Raw genomic sequence first — 16,423 nt, forward strand, 5'->3', positions numbered from 1 at the left:
CCTTCTCCCCTCGGGGGAGAAGGTCCGGCAGCGGATGAGGGCGCCTCGACCGGGTGAGCCGCCCTTCCCTCATCCGTCAGCGCTTCGCGCTGCCACCTTCTCCCCCGAGGGGAGAAGGGAGACCGAGCAAATCCGGCCGCCGCTCCCTCGTGATCGCCTCCGCCTGCTCGCGCCGCCAGCGGGCGATGCGGGCGTGGTCGCCGGAGAGCAGCGCCTCGGGCAGGCCCCTGCCCTCCCATTCGCGCGGGCGGGTATAGTGCGGATATTCGAGCAGCCCGTTCTCGAAGCTCTCCTCGGTGCCGGAGGCTTCCTTGCCCATCACGCCGGGGATCAGGCGCACGCAGGCGTCGAGCAGCACCATGGCTGCCATCTCGCCGCCTGACAGTATGTAGTCGCCGACCGAGACCTCGGTCAGGCCGCGCCCCTCGATCACGCGCTCGTCGACGCCCTCGAAGCGACCGCAGACGATGACGACGCCGTCTCCGGCGACATAGTCACGGACCATGCGTTGGCTGAGCGGTCGGCCGCGCGGCGACATCAAGAGGCGCGGCCGGAGATCATCCGCCGGAACCGCCGCGTCGATCGCCGCCGCCAGCACGTCGCAGCGCAGCACCATGCCGGCGCCGCCGCCGGCCGGGTTGTCGTCGACATTGCGGTGACGGCCGATGCCATGCTCGCGGATCTGGTGCGCCTCCAGCGACCAGAGCCCGGTGCGCAGGCCCTCACCCGCCAGCGAAGCGCCAAGCGGGCCGGGAAACATCTCGGGATAGAGGGTGAGGATGCTGGCGCGGAAGGTCATGATCACCCTGGCTCGTGCGCTGGAACACCGCCGTCATCCCGGGCAAGCGCAGCGCAGTCCCGGGATCCATCGAAGGGTGCCGAACTCTACGATGGATTCCGGCGCTCCGCTTCGCTACAGCCGGAATGACGGCTCGTGTAGGGAGCGCATACGAAATCAACCAAAGCGCAGCGCTGGATTGCCGTTCAGAGCTGCATAGTCGCTCACGCTGGCGATGACGTTGTCGAAGGCGGCGAAAGCTTCGGCCGGCAGCATGGTCAGCACCGCGACTGCGCGCATGCCGGCACGCCGCGCCGCCTCGACGCCGTTCGGCGCATCCTCGAAGACGATGCAGTCGGCCGGCGCCACGCCCATGCGCTCGGCGGCAGCCAGGAACATGTCGGGATGCGGCTTGCCGGGAAAACCCTGGCTCGGCGAGACGATGGTGGCGAAGCGTTCGCGCAGGGAGAGCGTGTCGAGGATCAGCGCGATGTTCGGGGGCGCCGCGGCAGTGCCGACCGCCATCGGCACGGCATGGCTGCGGGCGCGGTCGAGCAGGTCGACGAGGCCGCCGAGCGGCGTGACGAGCGGGCCGTAGGTCTCGCGGTAGAGCCCTTCCTTCTCCTCCACGAGCCGGTCGAGCTCAGCCGCGTCGGCTCCGGGAAAATGCGGGCCGATGATGTCGGCGATCGCCATGCCGGCCGTGCGCGCCGAGAAGGTCGCGCGCTCGAAGGGCAGGCCGTATTTCCGGTACCAGACCTCCCAGGCATCGTCGTGGTAACGCATATTGTCGACGATGGTGCCGTCCATGTCGAAGATCAGGGCCTTGGCCGGCGTCTCAGGCAGCATCGTCATCCTCGAACAATCCGGCCGGAGGCAGGGCTTCGATGCGCTTGGCCGCGATGTCGATGCGTGGCGCATAGGCCTTGGTGAAGGGCATCAGCACCGAGCGGCCATCCGGCGTCTCGATGTCGATGAGGTCGCCGGCGCCATAGTTGGCGACGGCGGTGACAGTCCCGAGGATGGCTCCATCAGGGCCGATGACCGAGCAGCCGACGAGATCGGCCTGAAGGAACTCGTCCTCGTCCTCGGGCACCGGCAGGCGCGAACGCTCGATATGGAGCTTCACGCCATTCAGGAGCTCGGCTCCCTCGCGGCTGGTCACGCCCTTGAGCCGGGCGACGACCACTTCCTTGGCGGGCCTGGCATCGGCGATCTCGAAGCGCCGGCCCTTCTCGTCGACAAGCGGGCCGTATTCGGCCAGCGCCATCGGATCGGCGGTGAAGGTCTTGATCCGGACCTCACCGCGCACGCCATGCGGCGCGCCGATGATGCCGAGCAGGACGAGTTCGTCAGCCATCGTACGCACCACGCAATCCCCTCCACCCGCTTGCGGTGGGGAGGGCTAGGGTGGGGGGCAGTGCCGCTCGGCGCAACGATGCAGGGCGGAGCGCCAGCTTTCCGGCCCCCCATCCCAACCTTCCCCACCGCAAGCGGGGGGAAGGAGTCATCGCGCGCCTGAACAAGCTCACTCAGCCGCAGCTTCGGCCGGCGCAGCGCTCTTGGCGGCCTTCTTCTCGGCGCGCTCCTTGGCCTTCTCGCCGGGAACAGCCTTGTCCGGGTTGTTGCGGGCCGGACGCTTCAGCACGCCGGCGGCGTCGAGGAAGCGCAGCACACGGTCGGTCGGCTGGGCGCCCTTGGCGAGCCAGGCCTTGGCCTTCTCGAGGTCGAGCACGACGCGCTCCGGCGAATCCTTCGCCTTCATCGGATCATAGGCGCCGATCTTCTCGATGAAGCGGCCATCGCGCGGCGAGCGGGCGTCGGCAACGACGATGCGGTAGTACGGGCGCTTCTTGGCGCCGCCACGGGTCAGGCGGATCTTCAGGGACATTGCTCTTCTTCCTTTGGGTTGAGCGGTAAAACTACTTCTTCTTGAACGGGTTGTTGCCGAGGCCTGGCAGACCGCCGAGGCCCGGCAACTTCGGCATCATGCCGGCGGGCGGGGTGACGCCCTTGGGCAGGCCGGGGAAGCCGCCAGGGGGCAGCGAGGGCATGCCGCCGCCTGCACCGAGCTGCTTCTGGAGCTCGGCGAGCTGCACCGGATCCATCTTCGAGGGGTCGGGCATGCCGGCCGGCAGGCCGCCCATGCCGCCGCCGAGCCCGAACATGCTGCCGAGCTTGCCGAGCATGCCGCCCTTCTGGCGGGCCATCTGCTTCATCATGTCCGCCATCTGGCGGTGCATCTTGAGCAGCTTGTTGATCGCCTCGGGCGAGGTGCCGGAACCGGCGGCGATGCGCTTCTTGCGGCTGTTCTTGAGCAGGTCGGGATTCCTGCGCTCGGCCGATGTCATCGAGTTGATGATCGCGATCTGCCGGGCGATGACCTTGTCGTCCATCTTCGAGCTGGCGATCTGGTTCTTCATCTGCGCCATGCCGGGCAGCATGCCCATCAGCCCGCCGAGGCCGCCCATCTTCTCCATCTGCTGGAGCTGGGTGCGCAGGTCGCCGAGGTCGAAATTGCCCTTGGCGAGGCGCTGCGCCAGTTCCTGCGCCTTGTCGGCATCGACGGTCGCGGCAGCCTTCTCGACCAGGCCGACGATATCGCCCATGCCGAGGATGCGGTTGGCGACGCGCGAGGGATGGAAATCCTCGAGCGCATCGGTCTTCTCACCGGTGCCGACGAGCTTGATCGGCTTGCCGGTGACGGCGCGCATCGAGAGCGCCGCGCCGCCACGGCCGTCGCCGTCCATGCGGGTCAGCACGATGCCGGTCAGGCCCACGCGCTGGTCGAAGGCGCGGGCGGTGTTGACGGCGTCCTGGCCGGTCAGCGCGTCGGCGACGAGCAGGACTTCATGCGGATTGGTCGCCGCCTTGACCTCGGCGACCTCGGCCATCAGCGCCTCGTCGAGCGTGACGCGGCCGGCGGTGTCGAGCATGACGACGTCATAGCCGCCGAGCTTGCCGGCCTCGATCGCGCGCCGCGCGATCTGCACGGCGCTCTGGCCGGCGACGATCGGCAAGGTCTCGACGCCGACCTGCTTGCCGAGGATGGCGAGCTGCTCCATCGCGGCCGGGCGGCGCGTGTCGAGCGACGCCATCAGGACCTTCTTCTTGTCCCGATCGGTCAGGCGCTTGGCGATCTTCGCGGTCGACGTCGTCTTACCGGAGCCCTGCAGACCCACCATCAGGATCGGCACCGGCGGCACGGCATCGAAGGTAATGCCCTCGCCCTCGCCGCCGAGCGTGTCGATCAGGACGTCGTTGACGATTTTAATGACCTGCTGGCCGGGCGTGACCGACTTCAGCACCTCGGCGCCGACGGCACGCTCTCTAACCTTGTCGGTAAAGCTGCGCACGACCTCAAGCGCGACGTCGGCCTCGAGCAGCGCGCGGCGGACCTCGCGCAGCGCGGCGTTGACGTCGTCCTCGGTCAGCGCGCCCCTACGGGTCAGGCCCGAGAGGATGCCGGAAAGTCTGTCGCTCAGCGTGCCGAACATGCGGTCCTGCTTTGCCTGGCCTCAACAAGTGAGAGACGGATTCACTGATCAGGTTGAACCAACCCGATCAGATCCGGCTCTGGGACCGACATAACCCAAGCCATCCGCCAAACGGTTTCGCGCCCGAGGGCGCAGACGCGCTGTCGGGCGTTGACCTCCGGGCTCTCGGCGGTTCCAGTGGAACGGCCCGGTCGGCGGATGAGGTTTCGGCGATGTCGGCGAAACGAATGGGCGCGTTAAAGCGGACAAATGCGGCGAAAGTCAAGCTGAAGCGCGCAACAGGCGTCCCGCCGGCTCTTCCGAGCCGACCCTTTCCACGGAGATGACATGAAGCTTCCGGTTCTCGCCGCCGCGCTGTTCGCGCTCGGCCTCACCCAGGCGCAGGCCCAGTCCTGCGAAGGCAATTTCTCCGTGGTCGGCACGCCGATGCTGACCGGATTGACCTACAAGACCTGGGACATCGTGCCGAAACGGGCGCCGGCGCGGGTGCTGAAAGACCTCGGCGCCTCGGTCTCGGCCGAAGGCTTCGCCGACATGCGCATCGACAATGCCACGAGCTCGGTCCTGGCCATCCAGGAAACCTCCGGCTCCGGTCGCCCGCAGACCTTGCGCATTACGGCGCGCAAGAGCGGTAGCGGCACCCGCGTCGATGCGGTCTTCGTCGTCCAGCAAGGTCAGGTCGCGCCCGAGGCTTACGTCCGCGACGCGCTCTGCCGGGTGATCTCCGGCGCGCAGGGCTGACCGGCCAGGACGCGGCGCCCCGCCTCAGGCGGGCGCCGCGACAATCCCGCCAGAATCCGCCATTAGGCAGCTCCACCACCTGACGGCGACATGACCGGGATTCCACATAGATGATGACGCATTCGGGCGCAGCCCTCCTGATCGCCCTGTTTCTGGCCGGCTGCGCCGGCACGCAGCGCGAGGCCGCGCCGCCCAGTGCCCGCAAGCAGGAACGCCTCGCCGCGGTGAAGGCCGATCCGGCCGAGGCGATGCGCATCCTCAACGCCTATCGCGCCGGCAAGGGCCTCGGCCCGGTCCGGCTCGATTCGACGCTGACCGCGATGGCCCAGCGCCAGTCCGACGCGATGGCGGCCGGCGACAATCTCTCCCATGACGCGGCCGGCAGCTTTACCTCGCGTGTCCACGGCGCCGGCCTCGATGCGGCGCGCGCCGCGGAGAATCTCGGCGCCGGCTACTACTCGACGCAAGAAGCCTTCGACGGCTGGAAGAAGTCGTCAGGCCACGAAGCCAACCTCTCGATGCCGCAGGCGACGCGCATCGGCCTCGCCCTCGCAAAGAACCCGCAGACCCGCTACGGCGCGTGGTGGACGCTGGTGCTGGCTGGGGAGCCGGAGAAGCGGCGGGAGATGTCGGCCGGGCCGCTCGTGCCGGTGCGCGGCGGCGGGACGACGTTCCGCTGGGGCGCGCCGCTTTAAGGCTCGGAGCGGCTCAGCCGCTCGATTGAAAAAAGCCTCTTTACAAGCGCCCCGGTCTGGTGATGGCTCTGGTTTTTAGCGGAGCCTCTACATCATGACCTTCGAAAGCTGGGCCGCCTTCGCCGCCGCCACCGCCATCCTCCTCGTCATCCCCGGGCCGACCATCCTGCTGGTGATCTCCTATGCGCTCGGCCAGGGCTGGCGCACCGCCTTTCCGATGGCGGTCGGCGTCGCGCTCGGCGATTTCACCGCGATGACCTTGTCCATGCTCGGTGTCGGCGCGCTGCTCGCGACCTCGGCGACGATCTTCACCGCGCTGAAATGGGCCGGCGCGGCCTATCTGATCTATCTCGGCGTCAAGCTCTTCCGTGCCGGCGGCAGCCTCAACGCCGAACCGCGCCAGGATGCGAGCTCGGCGCTGAAGATGCTCGGCCATGCCTGGCTGGTGACGGCGCTGAACCCGAAGAGCATCACCTTCTTCGTCGCCTTCCTGCCGCAGTTCCTCGATGCCAAGGCCGATTTCTGGACGCAGATGCTGATCTTCGAGGCGACCTTCATCACCCTCGCCTTCGCCAATGCCTTCGGCTACGCGCTGGTCGCCTCCCGCGCCCGGGCTGTGGTCGGTAATCCGCGCGCCATCGGCCTGTTCAACAAGGCCGGCGGCACGCTGCTGGTCGGCGCCGGTATTGCGACCGTCGCGGTGCGCTCGGGCAGTAATTGAGGGATCAGGCATGAGCGGACGCGACGCGGACACGCTCGGCTTCTACGCAGCCGAAGCGCAGATCTATGCCGGACGCGCCCGCGAGCTCGGCCAGGCGCGGTTGCAGCGCTTCGCCGGGTTGGTGCCCGCCGGCGGCAAGGTGCTGGAACTCGGTTGCGGCGGTGGGCAAGACAGCGAGGCCCTGCTCGGGCTCGGTCTCGACGTCAGCCCGACCGATGGTTCCCCCGAACTCGCCGCACAGGCGGAAATGCGGCTTGGCAGGCCGGTCTCGGTGCTGCTCTTCGAAGACCTCACGGCAGACGCGGCGTTCGACGGCATCTGGGCCAATGCCTGCCTGCTGCATGTCCCACGCCCCGCTTTGCCCGGTATCCTCGCCAGGGTGCACCGGGCGCTGCGGCCGGGCGGCGTCTTCTACGCCAGCTACAAGGCCGGCGAGGCGGAAGGTCGCGATCGTTTCGGCCGATTCTACAATTATCCGGACGCCGACTGGCTGCGCACGGCCTATGGCATCGGGCGCTGGCGCAGCCTCGACATCGCCGAGGAAACTGGCGGCGGCTACGACCGTGAGCCGACGCGCTGGTTGCACGTGACGGCAATCAAGTTGTCTTGAAAGGGGTGGCCCGGCCTTGACGCTGCGCGACCTGAGCACGACTTGTCGATGTCATGACACGCCGCAAACTCCTGCGCCTCCTCGGCATCCCCGCCCTCCTCGGCTCGACCGGGCTTGCCTGGGCCTCCTATGCGCGCTCGCGCAATCCCTATTACCAGGGTCCGGTCAGCGACCATTTCGACGGGCTGGTCTTTAGCGATGGCCGGCCGGTCACCAAGGGTTTGGCCGATGTGCTACGCTGGCAGTTCTCGCAGCGCGAGCGCGAGGCCTTCCCGGCACAGTACGCGGCCCCGCCGCAGGACAAGCCGCCGGCGCGCGTCGAGTCCTTACGGGTCGTCCATCTCGGCCACGCCTCCTTCCTGTACCAAGTCGCCGGTCTCAACATCCTGATCGACCCGGTCTATTCCGAGCGCGCGAGCCCGTTCTCCTTCTTCGGGCCGAAGCGGGTGAATGCGCCCGGCGTCGCCTTCGGCGACCTGCCGAAGATCGACATCGTGCTGGTCACGCACAACCATTACGACCATCTCGACGTCGAGACGCTGGCGCTGCTCCATGCGCGCGACAATCCGCGCATGATCATGCCGCTCGGCAACGACATGATCGTCAAGGCGCGCGATGGTTCGATCCGGGCCGAGGCACATGACTGGGGTGCGCGGCTGGAGCTGTCGGACAAGGTCGCGATCACCTTGGTGCCGAGCTATCACTGGTCGGCGCGCGGTGCCTTCGACCGGCGCATGGCACTCTGGTCCTCTTTCGTCATTGCGACGCCGGCCGGAAAGCTCTTCCATATCGGCGACACCGGCTACCATGACGGCTCGCTCTATGAGCGGCTCGGCCAAGAGCATGGCCCGTTCCGCCTCGCGGCGCTGCCGATCGGCGCCTATGAGCCGCGCTGGTTCATGAGCGACAACCACATGAACCCGGAAGAGGCGGTCAAGGTGATGCGCGCGCTGCGGGCCGAGCAGGCGCTCGGCCATCATTGGGGCACGTTTCAGCTCACCGACGAGGGCGTCGGCCGGCCGCCCGAAGCACTCAAGGTCGCACTGGAAAAGGCGGGCCTGCCGGCGGAACGCTTCCGGCCGATGCAGCCTGGGCTGGTGTGGGAGGCGTAGTCGCGCCGTCATGCTCGCCCTTGTGGCGAGTATCCACGTCTTGAACACTGCATTTGGCAAAAGAAGACGTGGATGGTCGGGACAGGCCCGACCATGACGGGAAGGTCACGCGCTATTTCGGCTGGACGTAGACGTTGATCTCGAGGTTCGGATCGCCGGGATCCTTGAGGTCGCTGACATATTCCTCGAGGAAGGCGTCCTTCACGATGATGTTCTTCGCCTCGAGATAGGCGGTGATCGTCTCGTAGGTCGAATCGATGTCGTCATAGGGCGCCGTATGCACGAAGCGCAGCGAGCGCCCGACCGGTGACTGGCCATTGCGCACGCCGGTCGCCAGCGGCCTGGCGGCATCCGCGGGCCGGTCGACCGGCAGCATCGCCTCGAACTTGAAACCGTTATCGTCGGTCTCGACGAACAGGCTCAGCGGCCGGCCGGCAACCTTGAGACCAGCCTTGTCGGCCTCAGCCCGCAGGAGCGCGATGGTCTCCGACAGCTTCTGAAAACCCTGATCCCAGCTTGCTTGCCCGGCCAGCAGCAGCACGGGCTTGGCGACGAGCGCGATCTCGTCGACATCGGACGGATCGCCCTGCTTGCCGGCGAGAGTCGCGTTCGGGTTCGGCACGCCGGTCTGCTGCTGTACGGGCGGTGCCGACTGCGGAGCGGGCAAAGTCGGCGGCGGCTGGACAGGTTGCGGCTCGATCGGCGTCTGCGGGGCCGGCGCGGGCTGGACCGGCTGCGGCACGACCGGCGACTGCGGCGCCGGCGGCGGCTGCACCGGCTGCGGCTCGGCGGGGGCCGGTGGGGTCGCCTGATTCTGGGCTGGAGCCGGCTGGGCAGGCTGCGCGTTCTGCGCCGGCGTCGCCGTTCCAGGCGGCGCCGCGAGCGGCGTGCTCTCAACAGCAGTGGGCGGCGCAACGCGCGTCTGCGCGGCAGCCGAGTGGACGAAGGCGAGCGCAAGGAGGAGCGCGCTGAATCTCAACTGCCGCATACCCGAACTTCCCGCGCTGACACGACCGATTCGCGCCGAGCCGCAAACTACGATGATCCCGTTACGGCAGGAAGATCGCGAAGGGTGGCATTTTTTCGGCGTCACGCTCATATACCGCCATGATCATGGACATGTGACGATATGAACGCCCTCGCCAATCGCCGGTTCCTCAAGATGAACGGACTCGGCAACGAGATCACCGTGCTCGATCTGCGCGGGACGAAGCATCTCGTCTCCGAATCCGAAGCGCGCGCGATCGCGAGCCAGGAGCGCACCCGCTTCGACCAGCTGATGGTGCTGCACGATGCAAAGGCAGCCGGTGTCGACGCCTATGTCCGCATCTACAATACCGACGGCTCCGAAGCCGGCGCCTGCGGCAACGGCACGCGCTGCGTCGCCTGGGCGATGACCGCCGATCCTGGGATGGGGCAGTCCGGCCGCGACGGGCTGCTGCTGCAGACCAAGGCCGGGCTGCTGCCGGTTGCGCGCCTGTCGGAGACGGTCTTCACCGTCGACATGGGCGCACCGCGGCTCGCCTGGGACGAGATTCCGCTGGCCGAGCCCTTCGAGGACACCAGCCGCTTCGAGCTGCAGATCGGCCCGATCGACGACCCGATCCTGCATACGCCCTGCGCCGTCAGCATGGGCAATCCGCACGCCGTCTTCTTCGTCGACGATCCCTATCGCTTCAATCTCGAGCAGATCGGGCCGCTGCTGGAGAATCACCCGATCTTCCCGGACCGAGCCAATATCGGCCTCGCTGCCGTGACGGCGCCTGATCGCATCGTGCTGCGAGTCTGGGAACGCGGCGCGGGCATCACCCGCGCCTGCGGCTCGGGCGCCTGCGCGGCGCTGGTCGCGGCGGTGCGGCGCGAACTCTCCAATCGCAAGGCGACCGTCAGCCTGCCCGGCGGCGATCTCGTGATCGAATGGCGTGTGAGCGACGGCCATGTGCTGATGACCGGGCCGGCTGCGCTCGACTGGGAAGGCGTGCTGGAGCCAGAGCTCTTCGCCGCCGTCGCCTGATGGCGGTCGAGCTCGTCACCTTCGGCTGCCGGCTAAACCTGGTCGAGAGCGAGACGATCGAGCGACAGGCGCTGGCCGCCGGCCTCGCCGACGTCGCGGTGATCAATACCTGCGCAGTGACTGCGGAAGCTGTGCGCCAGGCCGGCCAGGCGATCCGCCGGCTCGCCCGCGAAAAGCCGGAGCGTCCGATCGTGGTCACCGGCTGCGCCGCGCAGATCGAACCCGCGCGCTTCGCCGCCATGCCGGAGGTGGCGCGGGTGCTCGGCAATGCCGAGAAGCTCGACATGGCGAGCTGGCGGGCACTCGCAAGCTCGAACAGTCTGCGTGCCGCGAGCCCGGACAGCGAGCCGGCCGGCAAGATCGTCGTCGGCGACATCATGCAGGCGCGCGATGCCACCCCTCACCGCACGCAGGCGCTGGGCCAGCATACGCGCGGCTTCCTGCAGGTGCAGAACGGCTGCGACCATCGCTGCACCTTCTGCGTCATCCCGCTCGGACGCGGCAATGCGCGCTCGGCTGAAGTCGGCGAGGTCGTCGCCCAGGCGCGCCGCCTTGTCGAGGATGGCGCCAGCGAGATCGTGCTGACCGGGGTCGACCTGACGAGCTATGGCCGGGAGAGGTCCGATGCATCGACGCTCGGCGCTCTCGTCCGCACGGTTCTCGCGGCGCTGCCCGAGCTGAAGCGCCTGCGGCTGTCTTCACTTGATGCGGTCGAGGTCGACGATGATCTGCGCAGCCTGATCGCCGGGGAGCCGCGGCTGATGCCGCATCTGCACCTGTCACTGCAAGCCGGCGACGACCTCGTGCTGAAGCGGATGAAGCGCCGCCACAGCCGTGCCGACGCGGTCCGCTTCTGCGACGAGATGCGCAGGTTGCGCCCAGAGATCGTCTTCGGCGCCGACCTGATCGCGGGCTTCCCGACCGAGGACGAGGCGATGTTTTCCCGCACGCTCGACCTGATCGAAGAGTGCGGCCTGTCCTATGTCCACGGCTTCCCGTTCTCAGCTCGACCGGGCACGCCGGCAGCGCGCATGCCGCAGGTTGCCGGCGGCAAAATCAAGGAGCGGGCTGCCCGCCTGCGCGAGGCGGCGGAAGCCGCCCATGTCCGGCATCTTGCCGCCCGCATCGGCCGACCGCTTTCGGTCCTGACCGAACGCGGCGACACCGGCCGGGCCGAGGATTTCACTCTGGTGCGCTTCGGCCGCAGCATCGCGCCGGGCCAGATCCTGCCGGTGACCGCTCACGGCCAGGCCGGGAAATCCCTGCTCGCGGCTTGACGCGGCGGCTGTGCGCCGCCCATAGCCGCACCGAACCATCCGTCTCCTTGCTGTCGCAATCGGGAACTAGCTCGTGGCCATGATCCGACCGCTCTATCTTTCCGCCACCCTTGCTGCGGTCCTGTTCGCAGGCGCCGCCGCCGCCCAATCCTATGGCGATGCCGCGACCAGCCTGTCTGTCGCGCCGCCAGCCGGCTTCAAGGCCGAGGCCGGCAAGCCGCACCCACAATTCGAGGTCACCATCGACATCAGCTCGAAGACCGGGACGCCGAAGGCGGTGAACAGCACCGGCCAGCTCTGCACGCTCGGCTTCAAGAGCGCGGCGCAGAACGCCAAGCTGACGCGCGAGATCGTCAACGAGCAGATGGCCAAGCCGGAATGGCAGCAGCTCTATCGCGAGATGTTCGAGACGATCGGCACCGTCTCCGACCTCAAGCTGTTCGAGCACCAGGGCTTCAACGGCATCGAGCTGATCGTCACGCCCAAAGCCGGCCCGAACGGACAGAACACGCGCATGTTCACCTCGACGCTGGAGACGGCCAAGGGCCGGACCGCGCTGATCTGCGCGACCGACCAGCCCGGGCTCGCCGCCGCGCTGCCGCAATTCAGGGCGCTGCGCGCGACGATCCACGCGCCGGAATAGGCTTGCGTGCCGCTCGGGCTCAGGCTTTGAGCCCGGCTGCGACCTCCTCGCGCAACGCCCGGCGCAAGACCTTGCCGACATTGGTCTTCGGCAGGGCGTCGCGGAAGATGATCTGCTTGGGCACCTTGTAGCCGGTCAGGTTCTCCTTGCAGAAGGCGCGCAGCTCATCGGCCGTGACGGCAGGATCGCGCTTGACCACGAAAGCGGTCACCGCCTCGCCGGAATGCTCATCCGGCAGGCCGATGACAGCCGATTCCAGCACGCCCGGGTGCTTGGCGAGCACGTCCTCGACCTCGTTCGGATAGACGTTGAAGCCGGAGACGATGACCATGTCCTTCATCCGGTCGACGACCTTGAACTGCCCGTCCGGCAGGAGGATGCCGACATCGCCGGTGCGGAAGAAGCCGTCTGCCGTCATCACCTTGGCGGTCTCGTCCGGCCGGTTCCAATAGCCGGTCATCACCTGCGGTCCGCGGATACAGATCTCGCCGGTATCGCCTGCCGGCACGTCGTTGCCCTCGGCATCGCGGATGGCGAAGTCGGTCGAAGACAGCGGGTAGCCGATCGTGCCGGTGAACTCGCCGATATCGGGCCGGTTGACCGAGGCCATAGGCGAGGTTTCCGAGAGCCCGTAGCCTTCGATGATCGGCTTGCCGGTCACTTCCTTCCAGCGTTTGGCGACGGCGGCCTGCGTCGCCATGCCGCCGGCGACCGAGAAGCGCAGCTCGGAGAAGTCGACATCCTTGATGTCGGGATGGCTGGCGAGCGCGTTGTAAAGCGTGTTGACGCCGGAGAAGAGCGTGAACCGGCTCCCTTTCAAGATTTTGATGAAGCCGGCGATGTCGCGCGGATTGGCGATCAGCAGGCTCTTGGCGCCGATGCGCAGCATGAACATGCAGCAGCAGGTCAGGGCGAAGATGTGATAGAGCGGCAGCGCCGTCACCATGACGTGCTGGTAGTCGCTGCGGCCATGCGGCGGCTCGAGCTGCCAGCCTAGCCAAAGCGCCGCTTGCTCGACATTGGAGGCGACGTTGCGGTGGGTCAGCGCCGCGCCTTTGGCGACGCCGGTCGTGCCGCCGGTGTACTGCAGAAAGGCGACATCCTCCGGCGCGATCGTGACCGGGCTCATGGTCCCTGGCTGGGCGAGGATCGTCTTGAGCGGAACCGCACCCGGCAGGTTGTAGGGCTTCACCACCTTCTTGACCTTGCGGGCGACGAAATTGACGATCGCCCCCTTGAACCCCATCAGATCGCCGGCCGTGGCGATGACGATCGACTCCAGCTTGAGATTGGGCCGCGCTTCCTCGACGACATGGGCGAAGTTCTCGATCACGACCAGCGCACGCGCACCGGAGTCGTTGAGCTGATGCGTCAGCTCGCGAGCCGTATAGAGCGGATTGACGTTGACCACGGTGAAGCCGCCGAGCAGCGTGCCGAAGATCGTCGCCGGATTGGCCAGGATGTTCGGCATCATCAGCGCGATGCGGTCACCCTTCTTGAAGCCTTGCGCCTGCAGCCAGGCGGCGAAGGCGCGCGCCGCGCGACCGACCTCAGCGAAGGTGATCGACTTGCCAAAGCTTTCGAACGCCTGACGATCAGGATAAGTCTCGTAGGCGCTGCGGATCAGATCGGCGAGCGTGCCGACTCCAGCCTCGTCGATGGTGGGCGGCACGGCCGGCGGATAGTGCGCCAGCCAGGGGCGCGCATCCGATGTCGCCTGAACCGCGGAAAGAGCCGTCATCGTCATCCTCCCCCTCAGCGGCCCGCCCTGTTACCGGGTGTGGGTACCGCGCCGCGGACGCCCGGCTGCCGGCCGGTCGCGTTCCGCATCTTCTGATTGTCTCACGCTACACTGCGCAAGCCTAGCGGCGGGCGCAAGCACCCGCCGCTAGAAAGTTTACATATAAACTTTTGCGCTGCAACAGGCCGGAGCCGGCGCCTTATCCAATCGCAGGCAAAGCACAAAAACCGAGGCCGGAACCGAATCCGGTCGGGCCTAGACAACCCGACCGATGAATTCGCCCCTCACCTTTTGTTCGTAGACTTTAGTCTAAATCCCGTTCTTTCGGTCAACCTGCTGTGCAATCGACCGGAACAGGCTCTAACGCGCCTGCGCCATCGCCTGAGCCGCGACCACCGCGTCAGCCGGCTTGCCTGCGAGCTCGGCGAGATGGTCGAAGCGGGCGCTGAACGAGCCGACACCGGCCGTCGCCGAGCGCAATTCGACGATCAACCCTGCCATCTCGGCCTCCGGCATCAGCGCGTTGATCTGGTCCCAGCCGCGCCAGCCGGGGCGCGCGTCATAACCGAGGATCTGGCCGCGCCTTGCCGAGACGATCGCCGAGGCACGCGACATCGCGTCCGATGGAATCACGATTTCGATCGCCAGGATCGGCTCGAGCAGCACGGGCTTGGCTTGCGGGCAGGCCTCCCCCATCGCGATCCGCGCCGCCTGCCGGAAGGCCATATCGGAGGAATCGACCGTATGATAGGAGCCGTCCGTCAGCGTCACCTCGATGTCGACGAGCGGAAAACCCAGCGGGCCGCGCTGGCAATAGTCGCGCACCCCGGCCTCGACCGAGCTGATGTACTGCCTCGGCACGACGCCTCCGGTGATGCGGTCGACGAAGCGGATGCCCTCGCCGCGCTGCAGCGGCGCGATCTCCAGCACGACATCGCCGAACTGGCCGTGGCCGCCGCTCTGCTTGCGGTGCCGGCCGCGCGCACTCGCCTTGCCCCGTAGCGTCTCGCGATAGCCGAGCTGCGTCGCACCACTGTCGACGCTGATGCCGTAGCGCCCCGCCAGTCGCTCCAGCGTGACGCGCAGATGCATCTCGCCCTGGCCGGAGAGACGCATCTCGCCGAACTCGGCGCGATGCTCAAGAGCAAGTGCCGGGTCCTCCTCGATCAGCTTGGCGAGGCCGGCGGTCAGCCTGACCTCGTCCTTGCGGTCCTTGACGCCGACCGACAGCGCATGGACCGGCTCGGGCGGCGCCACGGCGCTGACGATATCCGGCCGGGCCTTGCCGACGGCGACGGTGTCGCCGGTGCGGATGCCTTCGAGCCGCGAGAAGGCGACGACCTCGCCTTCATCCGCCGCAGGGCGGCGCTGCTGCTCGGCCCCCTTGAGCTCTAGCACACCGCCGATACGAGCCTCGACACCGCCGGACGATGTGAGCACATCGCCCTCCGCCATGCGCCCGCGCAGGATACGCGCCAGCGAAAGCTTCCCGCCCTGGCCCGACTGCCAGGTCTTCAGCACCAGCGCCAGCGGCGCGCCGCTATCGACGACGCCGACTCGCCCGCGCGTGACCGCCAGCGTCGGCGCCTCGTGCCTGAGCGCCTTGAGCAGCCGGGTCACGCCGTTGCCGCGCTCGGCTGCGCCGATCAGCACGGGCACGACATGGCGCTCCTTGAGCTCGCGGGCGAGGTCGTCGAAGACGAGGTCCCGCGGCGGCTCGATGTCGCCGAGCAGACCCTCCATCAGCTCGTCGTCATAGTCGGCGAGCTTTTCCAGCATCGAGAATCTGGCGTCGCGCTCGCGCTCGACCTCTTCGGGAGCGAGCGGCACGATTTCACTGGGCGCATGCTCGCGATAGATGAAGGCGCGCTCCAGCGCGAGGTCGATGAAGCCGACCGCGATGCCGCCCTGCCAGATCGGGATCTGCCGGAGCAGCAGCGGGGTGCGCGAGGCGCGCTGCAGCAATCCAAGCGTCTCGCGCACGCGCCGCGAGGCGGAATCGATCTTGTTCAGGAAGAGGAAGCGCGGAATGTCGGCCTCCTCGAGCTCGCGCAGCACAAGCTCCAGCGCCGGTGCCTTGCGGTCATCAGCCTCGCAGACCACGACCGCGGCGTCGACCGCCGGCAGGACATGGCGCATCTCGTGCAGGAATTCGACAGAGCCGGGGCAGTCGATGAATGTGTAGCGCTCGCCCATGAAGTCGACGCTGGCGACATTGGGCTCGGTGCTCATCTGATGGGAGCGCGCCTCCGGCGAGGCGTCACCGACACTGTTCTTGGTCTTGACGGAGCCAGCACGCGAGACTGCGCCGCAACGCTCCAGAATGCTTTCGAACAGGCTGGTCTTGCCGCTCTGGAAGGGACCGACGAGCGCGATGCATCGCGGGCCCCTACCTCTGACGCCGGACGGGTTTCCTCCACTGCTGGAAGTCGCAGCCATGTCGTCCTCCTTCGGTTCTGGCCGCGCGCGGACGGGTGGCTTGAAGCCGAAATCCGAGGCGGCGGTTGACCGGCGAGAACGAGAATGGAGCGCCCACGCCGGAAAGGCGGCGGTCGCTCTGGCCCGACGGGGTCGGGCGGCCGTCGAAGAGGGGT

At 67.7% G+C, this 16,423-nt stretch carries 16 protein-coding genes; 8 read left to right on the forward strand and 8 right to left on the reverse strand.

The genetic code is table 11. From position 1 onward, the window contains the following. Positions 1-76: 76 nt before the first annotated feature. From trmD to ffh, 5 genes are all read right to left on the reverse strand, one after another. Entirely contained in the window at positions 77-799 is a 723-nt protein-coding gene (gene trmD / locus B6S44_RS19225; RefSeq protein ID WP_129158479.1) for a tRNA (guanosine(37)-N1)-methyltransferase TrmD, read from the reverse strand. 156 nt (positions 800-955) lie between these two features. Further along, positions 956-1,633, reverse strand: coding sequence for an HAD family hydrolase (locus tag B6S44_RS19230; protein WP_206735192.1), 678 nt, complete (start codon positions 1,631-1,633; stop codon positions 956-958). Next, entirely contained in the window at positions 1,617-2,138 is a 522-nt protein-coding gene (rimM, locus tag B6S44_RS19235) for a ribosome maturation factor RimM (RefSeq protein WP_129158480.1), read from the reverse strand. The genes B6S44_RS19230 and rimM overlap by 17 nt, the downstream gene beginning before the upstream one ends. Positions 2,139-2,306: 168 nt before the next feature. After that, positions 2,307-2,669, reverse strand: a complete 363-nt coding sequence (gene rpsP / locus B6S44_RS19240; protein ID WP_057187673.1) for a 30S ribosomal protein S16 — start codon at positions 2,667-2,669, stop codon at positions 2,307-2,309. 31 nt (positions 2,670-2,700) lie between these two features. Beyond that, positions 2,701-4,275, reverse strand: a complete 1,575-nt coding sequence (ffh, locus tag B6S44_RS19245; RefSeq protein ID WP_129158481.1) for a signal recognition particle protein — start codon at positions 4,273-4,275, stop codon at positions 2,701-2,703. Between the two features lie 327 nt (positions 4,276-4,602). Between ffh and B6S44_RS19250 the strand changes: the two genes are divergently transcribed. The 5 genes from B6S44_RS19250 to B6S44_RS19270 all read left to right on the forward strand — a co-directional run bounded on the left by B6S44_RS19250 (position 4,603) and on the right by B6S44_RS19270 (position 8,154). Further along, positions 4,603-5,016 carry a hypothetical protein gene (locus B6S44_RS19250; protein ID WP_129158482.1) on the forward strand — a complete coding sequence of 138 codons (414 nt, stop codon included), beginning with the start codon at positions 4,603-4,605 and terminating at the stop codon, positions 5,014-5,016. 110 nt (positions 5,017-5,126) lie between these two features. Further along, on the forward strand, positions 5,127-5,711 hold the full coding sequence (locus B6S44_RS19255) for a CAP domain-containing protein (protein ID WP_129158483.1): 585 nt from the start codon (positions 5,127-5,129) through the stop codon (positions 5,709-5,711). A 94-nt stretch (positions 5,712-5,805) separates the two neighbouring features. Next, complete coding sequence (locus tag B6S44_RS19260; protein WP_129158484.1) at positions 5,806-6,432, forward strand: LysE family translocator; 627 nt, start codon at positions 5,806-5,808, stop codon at positions 6,430-6,432. Between the two features lie 10 nt (positions 6,433-6,442). Further along, positions 6,443-7,042, forward strand: a complete 600-nt coding sequence (locus B6S44_RS19265; RefSeq protein ID WP_129158485.1) for a class I SAM-dependent methyltransferase — start codon at positions 6,443-6,445, stop codon at positions 7,040-7,042. A 53-nt stretch (positions 7,043-7,095) separates the two neighbouring features. Beyond that, on the forward strand, positions 7,096-8,154 hold the full coding sequence (locus B6S44_RS19270; protein WP_129158486.1) for an MBL fold metallo-hydrolase: 1,059 nt from the start codon (positions 7,096-7,098) through the stop codon (positions 8,152-8,154). Between the two features lie 112 nt (positions 8,155-8,266). Here the strand turns inward: B6S44_RS19270 and B6S44_RS19275 are convergent, their stop codons facing one another. Then, positions 8,267-9,142, reverse strand: a complete 876-nt coding sequence (locus B6S44_RS19275; RefSeq protein WP_129158487.1) for a GyrI-like domain-containing protein — start codon at positions 9,140-9,142, stop codon at positions 8,267-8,269. A 141-nt stretch (positions 9,143-9,283) separates the two neighbouring features. Between B6S44_RS19275 and dapF the strand changes: the two genes are divergently transcribed. The 3 genes from dapF (at position 9,284) to B6S44_RS19290 (ending at position 12,088) form a co-directional block, all read left to right on the forward strand. After that, entirely contained in the window at positions 9,284-10,168 is an 885-nt protein-coding gene (dapF, locus tag B6S44_RS19280) for a diaminopimelate epimerase (protein WP_129158488.1), read from the forward strand. Next, entirely contained in the window at positions 10,168-11,445 is a 1,278-nt protein-coding gene (gene mtaB / locus B6S44_RS19285; RefSeq protein ID WP_129158489.1) for a tRNA (N(6)-L-threonylcarbamoyladenosine(37)-C(2))-methylthiotransferase MtaB, read from the forward strand. Before dapF ends, mtaB begins: the two co-directional genes overlap by 1 nt. 73 nt (positions 11,446-11,518) lie before the next feature. Beyond that, a complete protein-coding gene (locus B6S44_RS19290) occupies positions 11,519-12,088 on the forward strand; it encodes a hypothetical protein (protein ID WP_129158490.1) in 570 nt (189 codons plus the stop codon). Between the two features lie 19 nt (positions 12,089-12,107). On the opposite strand, the gene B6S44_RS19295 is transcribed toward B6S44_RS19290, so the two are convergent. After that, positions 12,108-13,829 carry an AMP-binding protein gene (locus B6S44_RS19295; RefSeq protein ID WP_129158491.1) on the reverse strand — a complete coding sequence of 574 codons (1,722 nt, stop codon included), beginning with the start codon at positions 13,827-13,829 and terminating at the stop codon, positions 12,108-12,110. A gap of 360 nt (positions 13,830-14,189) precedes the next feature. After that, a complete protein-coding gene (locus tag B6S44_RS19300) occupies positions 14,190-16,268 on the reverse strand; it encodes an elongation factor G (RefSeq protein ID WP_129158492.1) in 2,079 nt (692 codons plus the stop codon). Positions 16,269-16,423: the final 155 nt, after the last annotated feature.

This window comes from Allobosea sp. Tri-44, assembly GCF_004123845.1.
In the GTDB taxonomy this organism is placed as follows: Bacteria; Pseudomonadota; Alphaproteobacteria; order Rhizobiales; family Beijerinckiaceae; genus Allobosea.

Excerpts from the sequence above, each read along its gene's own strand:
- B6S44_RS19230 (WP_206735192.1), bottom strand. The coding sequence starts at position 1,633 with ATGACGATGCTGCCTGAGACGCCGGCCAAGGCCCTGATCTTCGACATG.
- rpsP (WP_057187673.1), bottom strand. The coding sequence starts at position 2,669 with ATGTCCCTGAAGATCCGCCTGACCCGTGGCGGCGCCAAGAAGCGCCCG.
- trmD (WP_129158479.1), bottom strand. The coding sequence starts at position 799 with ATGACCTTCCGCGCCAGCATCCTCACCCTCTATCCCGAGATGTTTCCC.
- mtaB (WP_129158489.1), top strand. The coding sequence starts at position 10,168 with ATGGCGGTCGAGCTCGTCACCTTCGGCTGCCGGCTAAACCTGGTCGAG.
- B6S44_RS19250 (WP_129158482.1), top strand. The coding sequence starts at position 4,603 with ATGAAGCTTCCGGTTCTCGCCGCCGCGCTGTTCGCGCTCGGCCTCACC.
- B6S44_RS19265 (WP_129158485.1), top strand. The coding sequence starts at position 6,443 with ATGAGCGGACGCGACGCGGACACGCTCGGCTTCTACGCAGCCGAAGCG.
- B6S44_RS19275 (WP_129158487.1), bottom strand. The coding sequence starts at position 9,142 with ATGCGGCAGTTGAGATTCAGCGCGCTCCTCCTTGCGCTCGCCTTCGTC.
- B6S44_RS19255 (WP_129158483.1), top strand. The coding sequence starts at position 5,127 with ATGATGACGCATTCGGGCGCAGCCCTCCTGATCGCCCTGTTTCTGGCC.
- rimM (WP_129158480.1), bottom strand. The coding sequence starts at position 2,138 with ATGGCTGACGAACTCGTCCTGCTCGGCATCATCGGCGCGCCGCATGGC.
- ffh (WP_129158481.1), bottom strand. The coding sequence starts at position 4,275 with ATGTTCGGCACGCTGAGCGACAGACTTTCCGGCATCCTCTCGGGCCTG.
- B6S44_RS19300 (WP_129158492.1), bottom strand. The coding sequence starts at position 16,268 with ATGGCTGCGACTTCCAGCAGTGGAGGAAACCCGTCCGGCGTCAGAGGT.
- B6S44_RS19260 (WP_129158484.1), top strand. The coding sequence starts at position 5,806 with ATGACCTTCGAAAGCTGGGCCGCCTTCGCCGCCGCCACCGCCATCCTC.
- dapF (WP_129158488.1), top strand. The coding sequence starts at position 9,284 with ATGAACGCCCTCGCCAATCGCCGGTTCCTCAAGATGAACGGACTCGGC.
- B6S44_RS19295 (WP_129158491.1), bottom strand. The coding sequence starts at position 13,829 with ATGACGGCTCTTTCCGCGGTTCAGGCGACATCGGATGCGCGCCCCTGG.
- B6S44_RS19270 (WP_129158486.1), top strand. The coding sequence starts at position 7,096 with ATGACACGCCGCAAACTCCTGCGCCTCCTCGGCATCCCCGCCCTCCTC.